Here is a 20,354-nt window from a genome sequence, read left to right as displayed (position 1 = left end):
AGAACCTCTATAGGCACCCTATGGCCCAACGCATCCTTGTCGCCGACGACGAACCCAATATTCGTGACGTGATCTGCTTCGCTCTCGATCGCGCGGGCATGAGGACAACGACCGCGCGCAGCGGCACGGAAGCCATGATGGCTTTCCACAAGGGTGGGCTCGATCTCATCGTGCTCGATGTCGGCATGCCTGACATGGACGGGCTGGAGGTCTGTCGGCGCATCCGCAAGACTTCGAACCTTCCGATCCTCTTCCTGTCGGCGCGCGATGAGGAAATCGACCGGATCCTTGGCCTGGAGATCGGTGGCGACGATTATGTCACCAAGCCGTTCAGTCCGCGCGAACTGGTCGCCCGCGTCAAAACTATCCTGAAGCGGACGGGAGCCGGCTCAGACTTGAATGCTGCAAATATTTCGGTGTCCGCAGGACTGCTGCGTCTCAATCGTGGCGGTCGCACAGCAAGTTTCGCCGATACACCGCTCAGCCTTACGGCGCTCGAATTTTCAATTCTTGATACCCTGCTCTCACGCCCTGAAATCGTCTTCAGCCGCGATCAGCTGATGGATGCGGCTTATGGCGCCGACATGCAGGTGGCCGATCGCACCATTGACAGCCATATCCGCAATCTGCGCGCCAAGCTGTCGGCGGCCGGCGGCAAGGGCATCATCGCGACAGTCCACGGTATCGGCTTCAAGCTGACATCGGGCATGGAAGGAAGCGCCTGATGCTTAAGCCCCGGGTGAGGCCGAAATGGCGGCCGCCGCTCGCTCTCATCGTCTATGCCGTTCTCCTGACCGTGATGCTGCTTCCAATGCTCACGATCATCTGGTTTCGTGTCGTGCGTGCCGCATCCGGCGCCATGGCGCCGGCAGAGATTGCGACGCTTTCCGCCGTTCTGGTCCTGACCTTGGTTGTTGCCTACGTTCTGACGCGGACACTCACCGTGCCGATCAATGCATTGATCACCCGCACCGACGAGATCGCGCGCGGCGGGCGCTCCGCCATCCGGCCGCTTGAAATCTACGGTACGCGGGAGGTAGCCACCCTTTCGCAAAGCTTTCTTGATCTCGCCGGCAAGCTGGTCGACCACTCCGATTACGTCCGCTCCTTTGCGACCCATGTGTCTCACGAGCTGAAATCGCCGCTAACCTCGATCAGGGGCGCGGCCGAGTTGTTGCGCGACGATGACGAGGAAAATCCGATGGGCGTAGAACAGCGCAACCGCTTCCTCGCAAACATCATTGCCGATACCGAACGGCTGGACAGGCTGTTGTCGCGCCTGCGGGAGCTGGCAAAAGCCGAGCTGCCGTCCGAGCAGGGAGCGAGCAGCATTCAGGATATTGCCGCCCAGCTCAAAATGCAGTTTCGCCAATTAGCCGTTGTCGATGAAGGCAGCACCGACGAAATGGTGACTCTGCCGGTTGAAGCCGCCGGGATCATCTTCTCGAATCTGGCAGAGAATGCCTTTCAGAACGGTGCAACGATGCTTGCAATAAGGGCAAGCGCGGAAGGACGGCGAATGTCGATCCAGGTTCGCGACAACGGGTACGGCATTGCAGACGGGAATCGGGATCGCATCTTCGAGCCATTCTTTTCGACCAGGCGAGAGAATGGCGGCACCGGCATGGGGCTCGGCATTGTCCGGGCAATGCTCACCTCGCATGGCGGCAGCATCGAACTGCTGGAGAGCAGCGAGCAAGGCACCGTCTTTCAAGTGGCTTTGCCCCGCAGCTCCTAGAGCAATTCCAGGAAAAGTGCGCAGCGGTTTTCCGTCCGGAATTGCGCGAAAACAAAGAGATAGAGCGGCTCGGGGATTCCGTGAAAAGCTGAACCGCTCTAAGACGATCGGCAATCTCAGGCGCTGATCAAACAAAACGGCCGATGGTTCGAACCATCGGCCGTTTTGTATTTATGGCGCAAGGTTTATGCTGCTTCGACCTGCGACTGAGCTTCCAGAGCCATGGCGCGCGCCGTCACAAAATCGATCTTGCCGGAGCCGAGAACCGGCACCTTCCCGACAGTCACCTCGGCGGGGACCATCATTTCCGTGGCGCCCTTCGATTTGGCGAAGGCCAGGAAATCGCTTCGTGTCGCGTTCGGCGCATCCGTCAGGAGAACGAGGCGTTCGCCCTTCTTGGCATCCGGTATGGACGAGACAACGCTGAGAGCACCGGGCCAAAGCTGTGCGGCAAGGGTTTCCACGGCAGCCAGCGAGATCATTTCGCCGCCGATCTTGGCAAAGCGCTTGGCCCGGCCACGGATCTTAACGAAACCGTCCTCATCGATGGTGACGATATCGCCGGTATCGTGCCAGCCGTCCGGCAATGGCTCGAGGACACCCGGATTGTCGGCGCGCAGGTAGCCGGCCATGACATTGGCGCCGCGGATCAGAAGGCGGCCACCTTCATCGATGCCGGGAACCGGCTCCAGCTTCCATTCCATGCCCGGCATGATCTTACCGACCGTTCCAGAACGATTGTACATCGGTGTGTTCAGCGAGATCACAGGAGCGGCTTCTGTAACACCGTAGCCCTCCAGGATGCGCAGGCCGAATTTTTCCATATAGACTTCGCGAGTCGAGGCCTTCACCGGCTCGGCGCCGGAGAAGATGTAGCGGATCGATCGCAAATCGTAGGGATGGGCGCTGCGGGCATACCCGTTCAGGAACGTATCCGTGCCGAAAACAATGGTCGCATTCGAGACATAGATCAATTCCGGCACGATGCGATAGTGCAGCGGCGACGGATAAAGGAAGGTCGGCACGCCCGAGACCAGCGGCAGGATAGTGCCTGCCGTCAGGCCGAAGGAGTGGAACATCGGCAAGATGTTGAACACCTTGTCGCCGGGATGGAAGTCGATACGCGAAGCTGCCTGAGCTGCATTCGACAGAATGTTGCGGTGGGTCAAAACCACACCTTTCGGTGCGCCCTCCGAACCCGAGGTAAAGAGGATGACGGCCGTATCATCCGGGCCGCGTTTGACCAGCGGTCTGTATTTGCGCATGAGGCCGAAGATCTTGTCAAAGAAGGTGATCTGCGTGCGCAACTCGTCGAGCCAGACAAATTTGACCTGCTTTTCGAGCTCTTCGACGACGGGACCTAGCTTGGCCTGGGTGACGAAAGCGCGCGAGCAAAGGACATGCTTGACCTCGGCTGTCCGGCATGCCGAGAGAATATTGGCGGCGCCAGCCGTGAAGTTCAACATGGCCGGGACTTTGCCGGAAGACATGACGCCGAGCACTGTCGCAGCCGTACCATTGGCGTTCGGCAACATGACGCCGAGCGTCTTTTCACCGGGGAACATCGTCTTGAATTTCGCCCCAAGCACGGCAGCACCCGTCAGGAGTTTCGCGTAGGAGAGCTTGCCGGCAATCGGGTCCTCGACTGCAAGTTTCTTGCCACCAAACTCGTGGGCACTTTCGATGACTCGACCAATGACGGTATTGTTCGTATCGGCCGTGCGGAACATCAGCGACGACATGATCCTATAAAGAGCGGCACCAGCAGCAATACGGCGCTTGCGGCCCTTAAGCTCCGCCGGAACCTCAAGCTTCACCGGCTCGAGGATCGTCACCTTGACCTTGGGGAAGAGGCGACGACGAACATGGGCCGAAGTCAAATAGGATGCGTAGCTCTTTTCCAGACCGTCGATGCGAACGGGCACGATCATCGCGCCGGTCTTGTCGGCAACCATAGCGGCGCCGTCATAGACCTTCATCAGCGTACCGGTAACAGTCAGGCGTCCTTCGGGGAAGATGCCGACCGGGCTACCATCCTGGATAACCTTGATCAGTGAACGGGTCGCCATCGGCTTTGTGGGATCAAGGGGCAGGAACTTGCATTTCGTCAGAAGCGGCCGCACCCACCACTTTTTCGCGAAGGCATAGTCGATGGCGAAAACCGGTTCTTCCTCGGTAATCGCAAGCGCGAGCGCACCGTCGAGCAGGCTCACATGGTTGAGCGCGATAATTGGTGCCGGACCCGCCTTGCGGATGTTCTCCAGTCCTTCGACTTCCAGCCGCATAAAGGCGCGGAAGATGATGGAGATGAGATCGCGGAAGGCGTTTGTCGGCAGTGTCTTCAGCATCAGCCAGGCGACTGCGATGTTCAATACCGAAATGCTGAGGATAATCATTGGGATCGACAGGCCGATCGCCTGCAGCACGGCGACCAGCGCCAGCCCGACAGCGATGAAGAGAGCCGATAGGACGTTTGCCGCACCGATGACACGGGCGCGGCGATCTTCATTCGCCCAGCTCTGCATCGCCGCAAAAGTCGGCACGGCAAGGAAAGCCCCGCCGATGGCCATGCCGGCCAGATCGATTGCAACGCGGATCGTTTTCGGACCCTCGAAGAAGGCAAGAATGGACTCTGCGTGCGTTGTGGACTGAAGGCCCCAGAGGTTCCAGGCGAGATCGAGACCGAAGAGCGCGACGATCAGCATGCCGATCGGTGCCGGCAAGAGAACGATGCGGCCGGCTGCCATCCATCCGGCGATAGCCGAGCCGATGGCAACGGAGATCGCGAAGATCGCCAGATAGGCGGGCACGACGATTTCTGAACCACCGAGAATATCCGGCACCATGATCGGCAGCATCGACATGATGAAAGCGCCGACAAACCAGAACCAGCAATTCATCAGGGATGCTCGCCAGATGCGGCTATCCGTACGAAGCTCGTTGACCAGCCGATAGCTGGAACGCACCACATTGGTATCGACCACCAGATCGGGAGCTCTGGATCCCGTTGCTGGGATCATGCGCGCCGAGAACCAGCAGAGAATGGAGAGCCCCATCATCATCGGGCCGAATATCCAGACATTCTCGCCTTCGCGAAAGGCAATGGCGGCGATCATGGTACCGGTGAGAATGGCGATGAAGGTGCCGCCCTCAATCCAGGCATTCGCCTTCGGCAGGTCCCTGTTCTCGAGATGATCAGGCAGGATGCCGTATTTGATCGGACCGAACAAAGAAGAGATGACCCCAAAGCCAAAGAGAGCCAGCATCAGGATCCATATCGAGGAAAATCCAATGCCCACAACCGATATGGCTGCAACCACCAGCTCGCAGCGCTTCAGAAGCTCGGCCATCTTGGCCTTGTCGTATTTATCGGCAAGTTCGCCGGCGATTGCCGAAAGAAGCAGGAACGGCACGATGAAGATACCGCCAGCCAACGTCACCAGCGCGGCGCCTTGGGCTGCCATTTGCGCCAGAATGACGAAAACCAGAGTCTGCTTGAGGAAATTATCGTTAAAAGCGGTGAGGAACTGCGTCCAGAAGAGCGGCGCGAATTTCCTCGATCTCATCAAATGGGTTTGCATGACGTTGCCCTCGTTCAGTGCATAAGACGCCACAGAGTGGTTACGCAAAGGTTGAACACGATTACAACTCTGCGGCGTCGTTAATAAAGATTAGTCCTGACCGTCACGATTGAACTTAACGAGAAGCTTTTCAGTGCGGGCATCCTCGACCTTGCGGATCAGCTTGTCCGCTTCGCTGTTGTCGCGCACGGTCTTCGTGACGTTGATCGCGGTCTGAACGAGCATCAATATGCCCATAGCGAGATAGCCTTTTCCCCAAAGGTCGATGGGCATCATATAGAGCCCGACAAAGAGCATGAAAGCCGCTGCGGCACAGGAAAAATAGGAAAAGCTGACCCAAGCCTGCGAATGTTTCTGGAAGCTGTCGTTCATGATCGTATCCTCTCTCGTATCTCTATATCTGGTTTCAGGCGGCTGAATTCACGCGGTTGCGCAGGCGGGCAAGAACATCATCGGCAGATGGCCCGATCGGTGCGCCGAAGCCGGCATTGGCAAGCTTTTCGATAACATTGGCCTGGCGGCTAGCGGCATCCATGGCCTTCATGGTCGAGCTGACGATCTCGCAGCGATCCTGATAGGCGCGAAGGCGGGCGAGCGTCTCCTCAGCTTCGTCCAGGGTCGCGAGGCCGGAATTGTCATCGCAAGCGGCAGTCAGCTTCTGTGTCTGCTCCGTTGCGCGGACCAAGCGCTCGCCACGCTGCAGCTCATGCAACCGTGCATCGGCGGCACGGACCGTTGCCTTGAGCTTGCCGATCGTTGCGTTGAATTGCGCCTGAGCCTTCTCGGAAGCATCGCGCTCGGCTTCAAGCTGGGCAATCGCTTCAGCAGCTTCCCGGGCGAGATCCTCGCTCCCCTTTTGCAATGCAGCGACTGCCCGGATTTCAAGATCCACGATCCGATCGACGATCGAGGCGTATCGGTCGCTTTCCTGCTCGTTCTGAGCAACCGCCACCGCGACCCCGCGCCGCGCCGACTGGATGCCGGCCGCTGCCTCGCGGATCTGCTGGGCCAGGAGCGGCACAGCATTGCGATCGATGAACGCCTGCTCGGCATCATGGGCGCGGCCTCGGATGAGCGTCAGAATTACATTGAACATTTGTCGTCTCCCGTTTATGAACGATGTTCACGAAACGAGATATGCCAGAATCATGAACGTTGTTCAAGAAATATTTTGAACAACGTTCAAAAAATCGGATTGGAATGGTTAATGGCGAAGAAAACGCAGGAAAAACGCGAGGATCTGAAGCTGCGGCTGATCGAGGCGGCGCGCAATCGGATCGAGGCAGACGGTCTTTCGAACCTTCGAGCGCGTGATGTCACGCAGGATGTGGGCTGTGCGCTCGGCGGCCTTTACACCGTCTTTGCCGATCTCGACGACCTTATCATTCACGTCAATTCCGCCACGCTGAAGGAACTCGAGAGGTCATTGACCCTCGCGGAGGTCAAGGATCGCTCGCCGACGGACCGCTTGCGCAACCTCGGTCGAGGCTATCTCCGCTTCGCAGCCACCAAGCGCAATCTGTGGAAAGCACTGTTCGACCATCGCCCGCCCGAGGGGCGTCCAACGCCCGAGTGGCATTTGCAGGAACATATGTTCCTGATGGGCGTCATCGCCGAACCGCTTGCCGAGCTTCAACCCGACATGTCGGAAACGGCCCGTGCCATCCGCGCGCGAACACTGTTCGGCGCTGTGCATGGCGTCGTCAGCATCAGCCTGGAAGGACGCTTCGTCGGCCTGCCGATCGAGAGTCTGGAACAAGAACTTGACGATTTCATTCTGACGGTCGCATCCGGCGCTGCCACGCGATAAATAAGCGCCTTGCAGCGCTTAAGGATTCGACGGCGCATAATTCCTGATGTCACCAAAAGCGTAGCCACGCTGACGCAGCATGGTGATCAGGCTTCGCAGGTTCCCCTGCCCGTTGAACTGATCCTGAAACATCTCGTCATGCATGAGGAGGACCATCTTGCCGCGCTGGGTGAAGCGACCATACTGGAAAAGGTGATCGATTTCGCTGACCAGATGATCGACCGACTGCACGGGCTTGCCGTCATTGCTGTGCACCCATTCGAAATCCCAGCCGTACAGATAGAAACCGGCTTCAGCCACGAGTTCGTAATCCAGCCACTCGCGCTCCCATTGGGCCACATTGATGGAGAGATCCTCCCGCGAGACCGTCGGAAGCCGGAATACATCCCTGCCCGGCAGACGAGCGTAGACGACCGGGGAAAGACCTAGCACCTGATTGGCATGCAACATGTCGGCAACGACCGCCTGCGTGTTGGAATAGTAACGCCGGTAGCGGTTGTTGGCGTGGCTGTAACTATGATTGCCAACCGTTATCAGCGGCATGCCCTTCGCCTGCGCCAGCAGATCGCGCCCGTTGGGTATGGTCTCCACATGCAGGCCGACCATGAATAGCGCCGCCGGCACATTCTCCTCGGCAAGCACCGAAAGAATATTGGCCGTGCCCGGCAAAGGGCCATCGTCAAACGTCAGAAAGATGGTCTTGTCCGCGGCGAATACGGCGAAACTGCCCACCAACAGCATGGCGGTCGCAGGCAACAGCCTGAACGCAACACTCCGTAAAAAAGCCATCCCGCCCAAGCTCGATATCCCCGCAACAATGCCGCAAACTGGCATATCGCCTTGGACAAGAAAAGCGCCGCGATTGCGACAAAAGCAAAGGGCGCTCTACCCATTTCTGGGGAGCGCCCTTGCTTTTTTACCCGGACAGCGAACACCGGCTCGACACATAGATGTCAGCGGCAGGCCATCGATACAGGTGATGGCGTGGAAATAAGCGCGAATCGTCCCCTTTGCAAGGGCCGTCCGCGAAATTTTTAGCAATTCTGTCACACGGGAATTCTATGTGACAGAATTCGCACATTTGACTTGTGTCGATCTCTCGTCAGGCAGCCTGCAAGGCGGCATCGCGCGGGATTTCGACATCGATCTCCAGCATGGAGACGTCCTTGTCGCGATCCATCTTCACCTGCACCTTGTCACGATCGACCTGAACATGCTTCGCGATGACAGCGAGAATCTCCTCTCGGAGCACGGATACCAGATCCGAGCCGATGGAGGCGCGTTCGTGGGCAAGGAGGATCTGCAGACGCTCGCGCGCCATCGGTGCAGATCTCTGCTTGCGGAATAGTCCGAAAATGCTCATGCAGCCCTCCTTGCGAAGATCTTGCCGAAGATGCTCTTCTTCTCGCCGGGAATGGTGATCGGCAGCTGCTCGCCGGCAAGGCGGCGGGCGGCGTCGAAATAGGCAAGCGACGGCGCGCAGCGCGCATCGGCCAGCGTGACCGGCGAACCGAGGTTGGACGCGCGAAGAACGTCGGTGCTTTCAGGGATGATGCCGAGCAGCGGGATAGACAGGATCTCCAGCACATCATCGACCTTCAGCATGTCGCCGCGCTCAGCGCGGGCGGCATCGAAACGGGTCAGCAGCAGGTGCTTTTCCATGCGCTCACCGCGCTCGGCCTTGAGCGTCTTGGAGTCCAGCAGGCCGATGATTCGGTCGGAATCGCGTACCGAGGAGACTTCCGGGTTGGTCACGACAACGGCAACGTCAGCATGGCGCATGGCAAGCGTCGCGCCGCGCTCGATGCCGGCCGGGCTGTCGCAGATGACCCAGTCGAAATAGTTCTTGAGTTCGTTGATGACGCGCTCGACACCCTCGGGGGTCAGATTGTCCTTATCGCGGGTCTGCGAAGCCGGCAGCAGGAAGAGCGTCTCCAGCCGCTTGTCGCGGATCAGCGCCTGCGGCAGCTTCGCGTCACCATGAATGACGTTGACGAGGTCGTAGACAACGCGGCGTTCTGCGCCCATGACCAGGTCGAGATTGCGCAGACCGACGTCGAAATCGACGACGACAACCTTTTCGTTTCTCTGCGCCAGAGCCGCCCCCAATGCGGCCGTCGAAGTTGTCTTCCCAACTCCGCCCTTGCCCGATGTGACGACGATTACCTTGCCCATCTCGCTCTCCTGTTTTGGCCCGCTTCGGCTCAGATTAGTTTTTCAGCCATGATCGTTTCACCATCCAGCCAAAGCTGGACTGGCTGTCCCCTGAGGTTGGGTGATACGTCTTCCGCCATTTTGTAGATTCCATCGATCGCCAGAAGCTCAGCCTCGAGCTTGCGGCAAAAAATTCGCGCAGAGGCATTGCCGATCGAGCCCGCCATGGCGCGGCCGCGAAGGGCGCCGTAGATATGGACCGATCCACCGGCGATGACCTCAGCACCGGATGCCACCGAGCCGATGACGGTGACGTCACCCTCGGGGAAGATCACCGACTGGCCAGAACGCACCGGCTCGCGAATGATCAGCGACTGCGTGACGGCACGAACCTCCGGAGGCGGCGCCTTGGGCTCGCTGTTGCGACGCTCGACGACCGGCTCGGCCTCGGTGACTTCGAAATCGGCTGCCGGGCGCCCACCTTTCAGGATCGGCGGCATGCCGGGTCCCGCGATCGAAGGGCGACCACCCTCGATGCCCATGATGCTGACGTTTCGCGCCGAAAGCTCTGCAATCAGCTCTTTGAGCTGCGCCTTGTCGATCGGCAGATCGGTGATATCGAGCACAACCGGCCGCCCGAGAAAGAAGCCCGCCGAACGGGCTGCTAGGTCGTCAAGCCTGATCAACCACTGATCCAGCGGAAGATCCGGCGAAAGCATGACCGCAAGAAAGGAGCGGCCCTTGATACGGATCGAGCGAGCGTCTGTTAGCACTTTGGTCATCTATGTAAATAAATCGTTGACCTTGTGTAGCGCTAATATGGTTAACAACTGGTTAACGCGGCGTTCCGAGCGAGCCAGAACCGGGCCATAAAACGGCAATAGTTTTCAGCGCGGAAGGCTCGTTGGAGCCAGGGTCGTACACGCATGGCGCGGCGAAAATCGCAGCACCTGCAAGGAGAAGAATGATTGGTCGCATGGGATCCTCCGGGCGCAAAGCATGAATGGCCTTGCGACATATGCAATCGGAAAAAATTAACGATTCTGCACGCCACACCTTCCGGAGCGGCGCGCAATACCCGCCGGCCGGCGATTCTCAGGCGAGTCTCAGCTCGACATTGATGTTGCCGCGAGTCGCCTTCGAATAAGGGCAGGTCTGATGGGCTTCCTCGACCAGGGTGCGGGCAACCTCGGGCTCGATGCCCGGCATGCTGATGGTGAGCCGCGCCTGTAGGAAGTACGCACCCTCCGTGGTGCCCAGATCCACTTCGGCATCAACAGCGAGATCGGCGGGAAGCTTGATCTTGCGCTTGCCTGCGGCAAGACCCATCGCTCCGATGAAGCAGGCCGACCAGCCGGCTGCAAAGAGCTGCTCGGGATTGGTGCCGGCATGAGCGCTGCCGGGAGGCGAAAGCTTGACATCCAGCTGGTTGTCGTCGCTGCGCGAAAAGCCGTCGCGGCCACCGATGGTGTGGGTCTTGCCGGTGTAGAGAACCTTGTCGATCTTGGTCATGGAACACTCCTTTGTTGCGTTGCCCGCTCTTTGGTTTCGTGAGCGGCAACGTCTGTTGACGGAGTTGTTTTTGACGGGTCGACGTATCCGGCATGTTTCCGGAATGGCCGGAAATGTCACAAAACGTAGAGCCTAACAGGCCGGATACAATGGCTTACAAAGCCCCCGAAAATCTTCTGAAGGGTCAATCAGGAAATGACGACTTCGGCGGCCAGTCCACCGCCTTCCCGATTGTAGAGCCTGACGGAACCACCGAGCGTCTGGGCAAGCTGCTGGGCGATCGCCAGCCCAAGCCCGGTCCCGCCGGTATTGCGATTGCGCGACTGCTCCAGCCGGAAAAACGGCTGCATGGCCGCCTCTATCTGGTCCTGCGGAATGCCTGGACCACGATCGAGAACTGTGATCGCGACCTGACCCGTGTCCCGCCGTTCCACTGCGATTTCGGCAGCGCCCGCAAACTTGATGGCATTGTCGATGAAGTTGGTGAGGATGCGACGCAAAGCATGCGGCTTTGTTGCGACCGTTCCCTGAATGAGGCCGAGAATTTCGACCGACTTGCCGGTGTCCTGATAATCGTAGCTGATGCTTTCAATGAAGGACGCAAGGTCGATTCGCGAACTTTTCTCGCCATTGCCGTGGGCGCTGCGCGCATAGGCGATGCCGTCCTGTACCAGACGCTCGATCTCCCCGAGATCCTGCAGCAGCTTGGTCTTCTCGGGAGAATCGTCCGCAATGTCGGCGCGCAGGCGCATGCGCGTGATCGGCGTTTGCAGATCGTGCGAGATCGCGGCCAGGATTTGTACGCGCTCCTCGAGGTAATGCGCGATCCGATCACGCATTGCGTTGAAGGCCCTGGCGGTGTGTGCCACCTCACTCGGCCCGCGATCGCTCAAGGCCGGCCCCTTCTTGTTGGGATCAAGCGCATCAGCGGCGGCAGCAAACTCGGCAAGCGGCCGGATCGCCTGTCGCACGGCAAACCAGGTACACAGCACGATCAGCAGCATCTGAACGACGAAAACATAAGGCAGCCACGCCGCGATCGGCATGATTCCCTTCGGTGTCACATCGATCGTCAGCGGACTGCCGTCGCTCAGATCGAGATGTGCCTGCAGGCGTGCGATCGGGCCGGGTATCGATTCCATGCGGATTGGGAAACGGTGGCCGACGGCATCCTCTATCTTGGAAGCAATCTCGCCGCCGCGAACCGACGTATCGGGCACTCCAGGTAAGCCATTGCCCAGCTCGAAGTTATAATTGCCGCGGCTCAGCCAATCCACGAAATTCGCTCGCTCATCTGCCGGCAGGCGGTCGAGTACCGCGATCGAGGTCGCCACGTCGCTCTCCAGGGTGCCGAGCATGACGGCTTTCGCCGACATATAGCGCTCGATGTAGAGCACGCTGAAGGAAAGTCCGTAGGCAATAGCCAGCCCGGCGAGCAAGATCAGCGAAATGCGTGCACGCAGGGTGCCCGGCCACCAAGGCCGGTGACCTTGAAGCTCAATCATCGTCATGGGCGAAGCTCCGCTATTTCCACCGGTACGGAGAAGACATAGCCTTCACTGCGAACCGTCTTGATATACATCGGTTCACGGGCATCGTCGCCCAGTCGCTGGCGAAGGCGGCTGACGAGCAGGTCGATCGACCGATCGAATATATCGGCGTCGCGGCCCTGGGTGAGGTTCAGTAGCTGATCACGATTGAGCACGCGTTGCGGGTGGTCGATGAAGACGCGCAGCAGGCGGTATTCGGCGCCGCTGAGCATGATCTCCGTACCATCCTTGTCGAGAAGATGGCGCCCCACGGTATCCAGTCGCCAATCCCCAAACACCAGCATCTGGCCTGCTTCGCTGATCTGTAGGTTGGGCGGCAGCATGCGTGTGCGCCGGAGAACAGCCTTGATTCGAGCGAGCAACTCACGGGCGGCGAACGGCTTTGCCAGATAATCGTCAGCCCCCATCTCGAGGCCCAGAATCCGGTCCATTTCATCATCGCGTGCCGTGAGCATGAGAACCGGCGTCGCCTTGTGCTTTCCGGCGCGAAGCTCGCGACACAGCACCAGACCGTCGTCGCCCGGCATCATCACGTCGAGCACAATCAGATCGACCGAATTGGCTTCGAGAAAGCTGCGCATCTGCCGGCCGTCGGCGGCTGTCGTTGTCCGCAGGCCGTTCTTTTTCAGATAGCTGGACACCAGCTCGCGAATTTCCCGATCGTCATCCACGATCAGGATATGGTCGACATGCTCCATTTTGATTTCCCACTCAACATCGTAAGCATCAGCCTACCAATACCAAACTTTCATCGTGCCAACGGCAGAGGGCGCCAGCTTACGCCGACGCCCTCCTGCACGCTACCGCCGAACTAGAAGCGGTCAACATCTATCACAGCCTGCGCGAAAGCCTGCGGTGCTTCCTGGGGCAGATTATGCCCGATGCCGCCGGTGATGGTGCGATGCTCGTACTTGCCCGAAAACTTGCCGCGATAGGCTGACGGTTCCGGGTGAGGCGCGCCGTTGGCGTCACCTTCCATGGTGATAGTCGGGATCGAAATGACCGGTCCTGCGGCGAGCTTCTGTTCATAGGCGTCGAACTTCACCTCGCCTTCGACGAGACCAAGGCGCCAGCGATAATTATGGATGACGATATCGACATGGTCGGAATTATCGAACGCCGCTGCCGAGCGATCATAGGTGGCGTCATCGAAAGCCCATTGCGGCGAAGCGGTGTGCCAGATCAGCTTTGCGAAATCGTGCCGGTTTTCCTGATAGCCGAGGCGGCCGCGCTCGGTGGCAAAATAGAACTGATACCACCAGGCAAGCTCGGCCTTGGGCGGCAGCGGCTTGCGGTTGATTTCCTGGCTGCCGATGAGATAGCCGCTGACCGAGACCAGCGCCTTGCAACGCTCCGGCCAGAGTGCCGCCATGATATCGGCGGTGCGGCCGCCCCAATCGTAGCCTGCAATGACAGCCTTTTCGATCTTGAGCGCATCGAGAAGCGCGATCATGTCCGCGGCAAGGGCTGCCTGCTGGCCGTTACGCGGTGTGTCCTTCGAGAGGAAAGTGGTCGATCCGTAGCCGCGAAGATAGGGAATGATGACCCGGTAGCCGGCGCCGGCCAAAAGCGGTGCGACATCGACAAAACTATAGATGTCGTAAGGCCAGCCATGCAGCAGCAAGACAACAGGGCCATTGGCCGGGCCGGCTTCTGCGTAACCAACGTTGAGGACGCCCGCATTGATCTGCTTCAGCGTTTCGAAGGCGGTATGGCTGCCGGCCTTGACGGTTGGCAGGGTGGAGGCAGACGACTTCTGCTCGGCGGCACCAGCGATGGCGGGCAGGCCGAATTCGGCGGCGGCAACGGCGATGGCGGCCATGCCGAAGAAGCGGCGGCGGGTGTGGTTGATTTCCTCAGACATCTGTCTCTCCTGTGGATTGGATCGTGGGCTTAAGAAAGCCAGCCGCATGTATCGCCGATGTGTCGTCGATGGCCTCGTTTTGAATGCCTGTGTAGCTTTCGGCCGCCAAGATACAATCTGATACAATCCACGTCCTTCGATAGACGAGAGCCTGCCGGTGGCTGAGAGATCGGCAAAATCGCTGCCACACAGACCAGTTTGTATCGCAATGTATCGAAGCCGGAGACATCGACGTTTCGGTACATTCTCGCAGTCAACCAGACACATTCGAGATACGTCGCCAACGGCAGATGGCGTCACTGCTAAGCACGGCTCGCCGCTGTTCGCAGCCGGTCAATCGCTTCTAAAGGAACAAGACGATGACGCTTCTCATCATTGCCTATCTCGGCGGTGCGCTGACGATCTTAAGTCCATGCATCCTGCCCATCCTCCCCTTCGTCTTTGCCCGCGCCGGACAGCCCTTCGTGCGAAGCACGCTGCCCATGCTTGCGGGCATGGCGCTCACCTTTGCTTTGGTTGCAACGCTGGCCGCAGTCGGAGGCGCCTGGGCGATCCGCGCCAATGAATACGGTCGTCTGGCAGCGATCGTCCTGCTTGGCCTTTTCGGCTTGAGCCTGCTTTCGCCCCGCATCGCAAGCGCCCTCTCCCGCCCAGCCGTCGATCTCGGCAACAACCTGCTGAACGCGGCAGGCGCACATCGAGCAACGGCGAGTGTCAAAAGCTCCTTCGTTCTCGGCATTGCGACCGGCCTGCTCTGGGCGCCCTGTGCCGGCCCGATCCTTGGCCTTGTCCTCACAGGCGCTGCCTTGAAGGGTGCCAATCTGCAAACGACATTCCTGCTGCTGGCCTATGGCGCCGGTGCTGCAACCTCGCTTGCCGTTGCATTGCTCGCCGGCGGCAGGATCTTTGCCCGCATGAAGCAGTCCCTCGGCGTCAGCGAACGGATACGCCAGATCGCAGGTGTTGCGGTTCTTGCAGGTGTGGTAGCTATCGCGCTCGGCCTTGATACCGGATTGTTGGCTCGTCTCTCCTATACCAGCACTGGCTCTTTCGAGCAGGCTCTCCTGGAGCGGCTGCATAGCAAGACTGAAACGCCCACCACTGAAGTTGCCAGCAACACCGCCATGAAGGTGGCCACCGATGCGGCACGGCCGTTCCACAGCGATCTTCCCATCGAGGGCGCCGCACCTTCGCTGGATGGCGCCGTCACCTGGCTGAACTCGCAGCCGCTGACAACGGCACAGCTTCGCGGCAAGGTCGTGCTTGTCGACTTCTGGACCTATTCCTGCATCAACTGCATCCGTACCGTTCCCTATGTTCGTGCCTGGGCGGAAAAATATAAGGATCAGGGCCTCGTCGTCATTGGCGTCCATGCTCCGGAATTCGCCTTCGAGAAGAATGTCGATAACGTGAAGAAGGCGATTGCCGACTTCAAGATTGGCTATCCCGTTGCGATCGACAACGATTATCGCATCTGGCGCGCTTTCGAGAACAACTACTGGCCCGCTCATTATCTGATCGATGCCAACGGACAGATCCGCTACCAGCACTTCGGCGAAGGCAATTATCGGCAGACGGAACAGGCAATCCAGGATCTGCTGCGCGAAGCCGGCAGCAACATGGCTCAAAGCGGCACGGTGGCTCCCGATGCAAAGGGGGCGGAAGCAAGCCCCGACCTCGGTCACATCCGTTCCGGCGAAACCTATGTCGGCTACAATCAGGCGACCGGTTTCGTCTCCCCCGAGGGTGTGAAGGCTGATATCGCCGCCAACTATTCCGTGGCCAATCCCGGCCTCAACCAATGGGGATTGGCCGGCACCTGGACCGTCGGTTCGGAGCAGGCATCACTCAACAAGGCAGGCGGCGGCATCAGCTATCGCTTCAGCGCACGCGACCTGCACCTCGTCCTTGGTCCCGCTGCCGACGGAAAGCCGATCCGCTTCCAGGTGACTGTCGACGGCAAGCCGCCCGGCGCCGATCACGGCTCCGATACCGACGCTGACGGCAACGGCACCGTGACTGCTACCAAGCTCTATCAGCTCGTCCGCCAATCGGGTGACGTCTCGGCACGCAACTTCGAGATTCGTTTCCTCGATCCCGGGGTGCAGGCCTACGCCTTCACATTCGGCTGAAATTTTTATCCCACCTCAAGCATCAATCACACCTGACAGGAGTTACTCCCATGAATACCCGCTTTCTTTCCGTCGTCGCGTTTGGCCTTGCCGCAAGCGCCGTCGCATTCGCAGCCGAGGCAGCCGAGGTCAAGAATATCGTCATCGTCCACGGCGCTCTGGCCGATGGCTCGGGATGGCGCAAGACGGCCGATATCCTGGAGAAGGACGGATTCAACGTTACAGTCGTGCAGGAACCTATCACTTCTCTTGCCGACGATGTTGCCGCTACCAATCGCGTGCTCGATCTTCAAAACGGGCCAAGCCTGCTCGTCGGACATAGCTATGGCGGCATGGTCATCACTGAAGCAGGCAATCGTCCCGATGTTGCCGGCCTCGTCTATGTTGCGGCGTTTCAGCCGGACAAGGGCGAAAGCCTGATCAGCCTCGCAAGCTCGAAGCCAGCCGGCAGCATGAACATCCGCGAAACCAAGGATGGCCAGTATCTCTATCTGGATCCGGCGACATTTGCAGCCGACTTTGCCGGCGATCTCCCGAAGGACGAAGCCAATTTTCTGGCGAAATCGCAAGTCTTTGCGTCGAAGGCCGCTTTCACCGCCAAAGTCGGCGATCCCGCCTGGAAGGCGAAGAAGAGCTGGGCCGTCGTTGCGACCAACGACCGCTCCATCAATCCCGAACTTGAGCGCGACATGGCCAAGCGCGCCGGCAGCGACGTGACCGAAATCAAGTCAAGCCATGCAGTCTTCGCCTCCCAGCCGGAAAAGGTGGCTGCCGTCATCGAGAAGGCAGCCAAGGGCGCTGGCAAATAACTCTGTCGGGCGGCGATCTCAGCGATGAGCGCCGCCCGCTTCTCACACGGAGTCGTATCGGCTGACCTCGATTCCCGAACCAACGGGCAACAGGATAGACGTGATACCGGGTTTTGCGCGAACGGCCTCCCCATAGCGCTTCACATCTTCATTGCCGGGCATAAACATGTTGTCGGCCACAATGATCGCACCAGGATTGAGCTTCGGATAGAAGGCTTCGAGACAGGGAATGTACAAATCCTTCCAGAGGTCCACGAGCACGAAATCGACGCCGGAAGGAAGCGCCTTAATCATCTCGACGGCATCGCCGACCTGGAAATCGATCTGCTCTGCCAAACCGGCCTTTTCAGCCATTTCCCGGGCAAATTCGGTCTTATAGGCGTGCAACTCCATTGAGATAAGCTTCCCGCCGCTGGCGCGCGCAGCCTCCGCCAGCCAGATGCCGGAATATCCGAACGAGGTACCGAGCTCCAAAATGGTAGGTGCTTTCAAACTTTTCGCCAGGATATTGAGCAAACGCCCGGTCTCCGGTCCGACGGCTCTCAACCGCCGGTCCTGGCCACCGTCGCGACCGCCCGCGGGCATTTCCCTGGGTTTGCTCTGTTCTTCTCGAATGAGCTCGTGATAGGCTTCAAGAACGGCGTCGATCTTCTGGTCCATGGCAACCTCACCTTCGAAATAGTCGTCATCGGGATATACGATCTCGTATGACTAACTCTCGATCTGCCGCGCTGCCAGACACATTCAAGATGCAAGGATGAAAGTTAATCTCTCATCTGCTTGTCGCGCGCTGCATTCTGCTCGCGGATGAGATCGATCAGCGCTCGCAATCTCGCAGGCATTTGCCGCCTCTGTGCGAAGTAGAGGCTAAGGCCTGGATAAGGCGGGCTCCAATCTTCAAGGACAGTGACCAATCTGCCGGCAGCGACATGATCGGCAATAGAGCTCTCGCTGATATAGGCAAGCCCTGCGCCCTCAAGCGCGGCGCTGAGCATGAGATCGGAAGCGTCAAGGGTGAGGGTGCCGGGCGCATCGATCAGCATTGTCTGTCCATGACGTTCGAATTCCCAGCGATAGAGCCGGCCACTTGCCATGCGCGCCCGGATGCAACGGTGTTGGAGAAGGTCGGCGGGAACCAGCGGTCGAGGCCGATCGCTGAAATAGCCGGGCGAGCCGACGACCAGCGAACGTAGCGTTGAAACGATCGGGATAGCGACCATGTCCGTCGGTACCGCCTCTGCAAGGCGAATGCCTGCATCGAAGCCCTTCCCGATGACATCGACCAAGGCATTGTCGGTGACAATCTCGATCTCGACATCGGGATAGCGACGCCGATACTCGAGAATAAGAGATACCAGAAGTATCCGCGCGGCACCGGGTGCCATGTTGAGGCGCAGCACACCGGATACGGAGCCAGACTTCATGCCCGCATCTTCGATCGCTCTATCGATGGCAGCCAGTGCAGGACCGATATCGGCGACGAAACGCTCGCCGGCCTCCGACAGGGTCACGCTGCGTGTCGTCCTGTTGAAAATCCGCACCGAGAGCCGCTCCTCCAGCGCCGCGACCGCATGACTGAGCGCTGATGACGACATGCCCAGTTCGCGGGCGGCGGCACGAAAGCCGCCATGGCGAGCGACAGACGCGATTGCTTCAAGCTCGGCGAGACTGGCCTTCATTGCGCGATTTTCCTTATCAGGCTGTCAATCTTTGTCCTGCTAGACCGATCAAATAGCGCATCCTACTTCTGTCGTGAAGATCAAGGAGATCACCATGCGCACCATAGACACCATCTACATCAACGGCCGCTTCGTTCAGCCGCACGGGACCGAAGTCGCTCCGCTATTCAACCCGGCGACAGAAGAACAGATCGGGACGGTTCGCCTTGGCGACGAACAGGACGTCGATAACGCAGTACGTGCCGCGAAGGCCGCTTTTCAGAGCCTGTCGCGAAGCTCTAAAGCCGATCGCATCGCCATGCTGCACAGCTTGAACAAGGCCGTCTCAGCGCGCGCATCCGATCTGGCAGATGCGATGCGCGAGGAGTATGGCGCGCCCGCATCCTTCATCGGCTTTTCCGTGCCGCACGCCGGTACGGCATTTCTGCATATGGCCGATACACTCAAGGACTACGAGTTTCGTCGCCGGATCGGTCGCGCCGAGGTGGAGATGAAACCTGCAGGTGTTGCAGCGGCGATTACCCCATGGAACAGCAATTATGGCTTCATCTGCAGCAAGCTCGCCACCGCGATCGCAGCGGGCACCACGATGGTCATCAAACCCTCGGAAATGAGCGCGATCCAGACGCAGCTCATCACCGAGTGCCTGCACGATGCGGGCCTGCCGAACGGTGTTTTCAATATCGTCAATGGTTATGGTCACGTCGTCGGAGCAGCCCTCAGCGCCCATCGTGACATCGCCAAGGTCAGCTTCACCGGTTCGACTGCGACTGGGCGAGCCATTCTTCAGGCGGCATCCAAGAGTATGAAGCGTGTAACGCTCGAACTTGGTGGCAAGAGCCCCAACATCATCCTCGATGATGCGGACCTCGATGTCGTTATTCCGCAGGTGCTGGCAGCCGGCTTTGCCAATAGCGGCCAGGCCTGCATTGCCGGCACGCGTATTCTCGCTCCGCAAAGCCGGCTGGAAGAAATTCACGATCGGCTGGCGAACGCCGTATCGATGGTAAAGGTGGGTAACGGAAAAGACCCCGCCGTGACAATCGGCCCGATGGTCAGCCAGAAGCAATGGGATCGCGTGCAATCCTATATCCGTCTTGGCCAGGAAGAAGGCGCCCATCTGATTGCCGGAGGTGAAGGCCGGCCCGAAGGGCTCGACCATGGCTGGTTCATTCGGCCAACGATCTTTTCCAACGTTAATAATGATATGAGGATAGCGCGTGAGGAGATCTTCGGGCCTGTGCTCTGCGTCATCCCGTATCGCGATGAAACCCATGCCATCGAGATCGCCAACGACACGGATTATGGCTTGCAGGCCTATGTTTTTTCGGGCGACACCGAACATGCAAAACAAGTCGCAAATCGGATCGAGGCAGGTCGTGTCGTCATCAACGGCGCTCCGCACGAACCACTCGCACCTTTCGGTGGCTTCAAGCAATCCGGCATCGGCCGCGAATTTGGCGCTTTCGGGCTGGACTCGTTTCTTGAACCGCGCGCGGTGCTAAGCTGACAGGCAAAGCCTTTC

19 protein-coding genes are annotated in these 20,354 nt (G+C 59.1%); 6 read left to right on the top strand and 13 right to left on the bottom strand.

From position 1 onward, the window contains the following. Positions 1 to 20 precede the first annotated feature (20 nt). Both HGP17_RS16415 and HGP17_RS16410 read left to right on the top strand, forming a co-directional pair. Entirely contained in the window at positions 21 to 725 is a 705-nt protein-coding gene (locus HGP17_RS16415; RefSeq protein ID WP_168810761.1) for a response regulator, read from the top strand. Continuing rightward, complete coding sequence (locus tag HGP17_RS16410; protein ID WP_168810760.1) at positions 725 to 1,738, top strand: HAMP domain-containing sensor histidine kinase; 1,014 nt, start codon at positions 725 to 727, stop codon at positions 1,736 to 1,738. Before HGP17_RS16415 ends, HGP17_RS16410 begins: the two co-directional genes overlap by 1 nt. 185 nt (positions 1,739 to 1,923) lie before the next feature. On the opposite strand, the gene HGP17_RS16405 is transcribed toward HGP17_RS16410, so the two are convergent. The 3 genes from HGP17_RS16405 to HGP17_RS16395 form a co-directional block, all read right to left on the bottom strand. Next, the gene (locus HGP17_RS16405; protein ID WP_168810759.1) at positions 1,924 to 5,319 is read right to left on the bottom strand and encodes an acyl-[ACP]--phospholipid O-acyltransferase; all 3,396 of its coding nucleotides are present in this window, start codon (positions 5,317 to 5,319) and stop codon (positions 1,924 to 1,926) included. 90 nt (positions 5,320 to 5,409) lie between these two features. After that, entirely contained in the window at positions 5,410 to 5,691 is a 282-nt protein-coding gene (locus HGP17_RS16400; protein WP_168810757.1) for a YiaA/YiaB family inner membrane protein, read from the bottom strand. 34 nt (positions 5,692 to 5,725) lie between these two features. Then, positions 5,726 to 6,415 (bottom strand): PspA/IM30 family protein, encoded by a 690-nt coding sequence (locus HGP17_RS16395; RefSeq protein ID WP_168810755.1) that lies wholly within the window; start codon positions 6,413 to 6,415, stop codon positions 5,726 to 5,728. A 111-nt stretch (positions 6,416 to 6,526) separates the two neighbouring features. Here HGP17_RS16395 and HGP17_RS16390 point away from each other — a divergent pair, with 111 nt between their 5' ends. Continuing rightward, positions 6,527 to 7,129 carry a TetR-like C-terminal domain-containing protein gene (locus tag HGP17_RS16390; protein ID WP_168810753.1) on the top strand — a complete coding sequence of 201 codons (603 nt, stop codon included), beginning with the start codon at positions 6,527 to 6,529 and terminating at the stop codon, positions 7,127 to 7,129. A gap of 18 nt (positions 7,130 to 7,147) precedes the next feature. On the opposite strand, the gene HGP17_RS16385 is transcribed toward HGP17_RS16390, so the two are convergent. From HGP17_RS16385 to HGP17_RS16350, 8 genes are all read right to left on the bottom strand, one after another. Next, on the bottom strand, positions 7,148 to 7,870 hold the full coding sequence (locus HGP17_RS16385; RefSeq protein ID WP_168810935.1) for a polysaccharide deacetylase family protein: 723 nt from the start codon (positions 7,868 to 7,870) through the stop codon (positions 7,148 to 7,150). Positions 7,871 to 8,231: 361 nt separating this feature from the next. After that, positions 8,232 to 8,492, bottom strand: a complete 261-nt coding sequence (gene minE, locus HGP17_RS16380) for a cell division topological specificity factor MinE (protein WP_069610364.1) — start codon at positions 8,490 to 8,492, stop codon at positions 8,232 to 8,234. Then, the gene (gene minD, locus HGP17_RS16375; protein ID WP_168810751.1) at positions 8,489 to 9,304 is read right to left on the bottom strand and encodes a septum site-determining protein MinD; all 816 of its coding nucleotides are present in this window, start codon (positions 9,302 to 9,304) and stop codon (positions 8,489 to 8,491) included. The genes minE and minD overlap by 4 nt, the downstream gene beginning before the upstream one ends. Positions 9,305 to 9,333: 29 nt before the next feature. After that, complete coding sequence (gene minC, locus HGP17_RS16370) at positions 9,334 to 10,065, bottom strand: septum site-determining protein MinC (protein WP_168810749.1); 732 nt, start codon at positions 10,063 to 10,065, stop codon at positions 9,334 to 9,336. 313 nt (positions 10,066 to 10,378) lie between these two features. Further along, positions 10,379 to 10,795, bottom strand: coding sequence for an organic hydroperoxide resistance protein (locus HGP17_RS16365; RefSeq protein WP_168810747.1), 417 nt, complete (start codon positions 10,793 to 10,795; stop codon positions 10,379 to 10,381). Positions 10,796 to 10,983: 188 nt separating this feature from the next. Continuing rightward, the gene (locus HGP17_RS16360; protein ID WP_168810745.1) at positions 10,984 to 12,306 is read right to left on the bottom strand and encodes a HAMP domain-containing sensor histidine kinase; all 1,323 of its coding nucleotides are present in this window, start codon (positions 12,304 to 12,306) and stop codon (positions 10,984 to 10,986) included. Beyond that, the gene (locus tag HGP17_RS16355; protein ID WP_168810743.1) at positions 12,303 to 13,043 is read right to left on the bottom strand and encodes a response regulator; all 741 of its coding nucleotides are present in this window, start codon (positions 13,041 to 13,043) and stop codon (positions 12,303 to 12,305) included. The genes HGP17_RS16360 and HGP17_RS16355 overlap by 4 nt, the downstream gene beginning before the upstream one ends. A gap of 113 nt (positions 13,044 to 13,156) precedes the next feature. After that, the gene (locus tag HGP17_RS16350) at positions 13,157 to 14,209 is read right to left on the bottom strand and encodes an alpha/beta hydrolase (RefSeq protein WP_168810741.1); all 1,053 of its coding nucleotides are present in this window, start codon (positions 14,207 to 14,209) and stop codon (positions 13,157 to 13,159) included. 359 nt (positions 14,210 to 14,568) lie between these two features. On the opposite strand from HGP17_RS16350, the gene HGP17_RS16345 reads away from it, so the two are divergent. Both HGP17_RS16345 and HGP17_RS16340 read left to right on the top strand, forming a co-directional pair. Next, positions 14,569 to 16,341: a cytochrome c biogenesis protein DipZ gene (locus tag HGP17_RS16345; RefSeq protein WP_168810739.1), complete on the top strand. Its 1,773-nt coding sequence runs from the start codon at positions 14,569 to 14,571 to the stop codon at positions 16,339 to 16,341. A 50-nt stretch (positions 16,342 to 16,391) separates the two neighbouring features. Further along, complete coding sequence (locus HGP17_RS16340; protein ID WP_168810737.1) at positions 16,392 to 17,150, top strand: alpha/beta hydrolase; 759 nt, start codon at positions 16,392 to 16,394, stop codon at positions 17,148 to 17,150. 42 nt (positions 17,151 to 17,192) lie between these two features. Here the strand turns inward: HGP17_RS16340 and HGP17_RS16335 are convergent, their stop codons facing one another. Together HGP17_RS16335 and HGP17_RS16330 are read right to left on the bottom strand one after the other, a co-directional pair. Continuing rightward, positions 17,193 to 17,810, bottom strand: coding sequence for a class I SAM-dependent methyltransferase (locus HGP17_RS16335; RefSeq protein WP_168810735.1), 618 nt, complete (start codon positions 17,808 to 17,810; stop codon positions 17,193 to 17,195). 104 nt (positions 17,811 to 17,914) lie between these two features. Next, complete coding sequence (locus HGP17_RS16330) at positions 17,915 to 18,829, bottom strand: LysR family transcriptional regulator (RefSeq protein WP_168810733.1); 915 nt, start codon at positions 18,827 to 18,829, stop codon at positions 17,915 to 17,917. A 94-nt stretch (positions 18,830 to 18,923) separates the two neighbouring features. Between HGP17_RS16330 and HGP17_RS16325 the strand changes: the two genes are divergently transcribed. After that, entirely contained in the window at positions 18,924 to 20,339 is a 1,416-nt protein-coding gene (locus HGP17_RS16325) for an aldehyde dehydrogenase family protein (protein ID WP_168810731.1), read from the top strand. The last annotated feature ends 15 nt before the right edge of the window (positions 20,340 to 20,354 follow it).

The sequence above is a fragment of the Rhizobium sp. P38BS-XIX genome, assembly GCF_012641435.1.
In the GTDB taxonomy this organism is placed as follows: domain Bacteria; phylum Pseudomonadota; class Alphaproteobacteria; order Rhizobiales; family Rhizobiaceae; genus Rhizobium.
Note: the sequence above shows the minus strand (reverse complement) of the source record. Positions and strands in the feature narration are given on the sequence as shown.

Bases quoted from the DNA above. Each gene is read 5' to 3' on its own strand.
- HGP17_RS16365 (WP_168810747.1), bottom strand. From the start codon at position 10,795: ATGACCAAGATCGACAAGGTTCTCTACACCGGCAAGACCCACACCATC.
- HGP17_RS16405 (WP_168810759.1), bottom strand. From the start codon at position 5,319: ATGCAAACCCATTTGATGAGATCGAGGAAATTCGCGCCGCTCTTCTGG.
- HGP17_RS16410 (WP_168810760.1), top strand. From the start codon at position 725: ATGCTTAAGCCCCGGGTGAGGCCGAAATGGCGGCCGCCGCTCGCTCTC.
- HGP17_RS16385 (WP_168810935.1), bottom strand. From the start codon at position 7,870: ATGCTGTTGGTGGGCAGTTTCGCCGTATTCGCCGCGGACAAGACCATC.
- HGP17_RS16350 (WP_168810741.1), bottom strand. From the start codon at position 14,209: ATGTCTGAGGAAATCAACCACACCCGCCGCCGCTTCTTCGGCATGGCC.
- HGP17_RS16345 (WP_168810739.1), top strand. From the start codon at position 14,569: ATGACGCTTCTCATCATTGCCTATCTCGGCGGTGCGCTGACGATCTTA.
- HGP17_RS16325 (WP_168810731.1), top strand. From the start codon at position 18,924: ATGCGCACCATAGACACCATCTACATCAACGGCCGCTTCGTTCAGCCG.
- HGP17_RS16360 (WP_168810745.1), bottom strand. From the start codon at position 12,306: ATGACGATGATTGAGCTTCAAGGTCACCGGCCTTGGTGGCCGGGCACC.
- HGP17_RS16395 (WP_168810755.1), bottom strand. From the start codon at position 6,415: ATGTTCAATGTAATTCTGACGCTCATCCGAGGCCGCGCCCATGATGCC.
- HGP17_RS16330 (WP_168810733.1), bottom strand. From the start codon at position 18,829: ATGAAGGCCAGTCTCGCCGAGCTTGAAGCAATCGCGTCTGTCGCTCGC.
- minE (WP_069610364.1), bottom strand. From the start codon at position 8,492: ATGAGCATTTTCGGACTATTCCGCAAGCAGAGATCTGCACCGATGGCG.
- HGP17_RS16340 (WP_168810737.1), top strand. From the start codon at position 16,392: ATGAATACCCGCTTTCTTTCCGTCGTCGCGTTTGGCCTTGCCGCAAGC.
- HGP17_RS16355 (WP_168810743.1), bottom strand. From the start codon at position 13,043: ATGGAGCATGTCGACCATATCCTGATCGTGGATGACGATCGGGAAATT.
- HGP17_RS16415 (WP_168810761.1), top strand. From the start codon at position 21: ATGGCCCAACGCATCCTTGTCGCCGACGACGAACCCAATATTCGTGAC.
- HGP17_RS16390 (WP_168810753.1), top strand. From the start codon at position 6,527: ATGGCGAAGAAAACGCAGGAAAAACGCGAGGATCTGAAGCTGCGGCTG.
- minC (WP_168810749.1), bottom strand. From the start codon at position 10,065: ATGACCAAAGTGCTAACAGACGCTCGCTCGATCCGTATCAAGGGCCGC.
- HGP17_RS16335 (WP_168810735.1), bottom strand. From the start codon at position 17,810: ATGGACCAGAAGATCGACGCCGTTCTTGAAGCCTATCACGAGCTCATT.
- minD (WP_168810751.1), bottom strand. From the start codon at position 9,304: ATGGGCAAGGTAATCGTCGTCACATCGGGCAAGGGCGGAGTTGGGAAG.
- HGP17_RS16400 (WP_168810757.1), bottom strand. From the start codon at position 5,691: ATGAACGACAGCTTCCAGAAACATTCGCAGGCTTGGGTCAGCTTTTCC.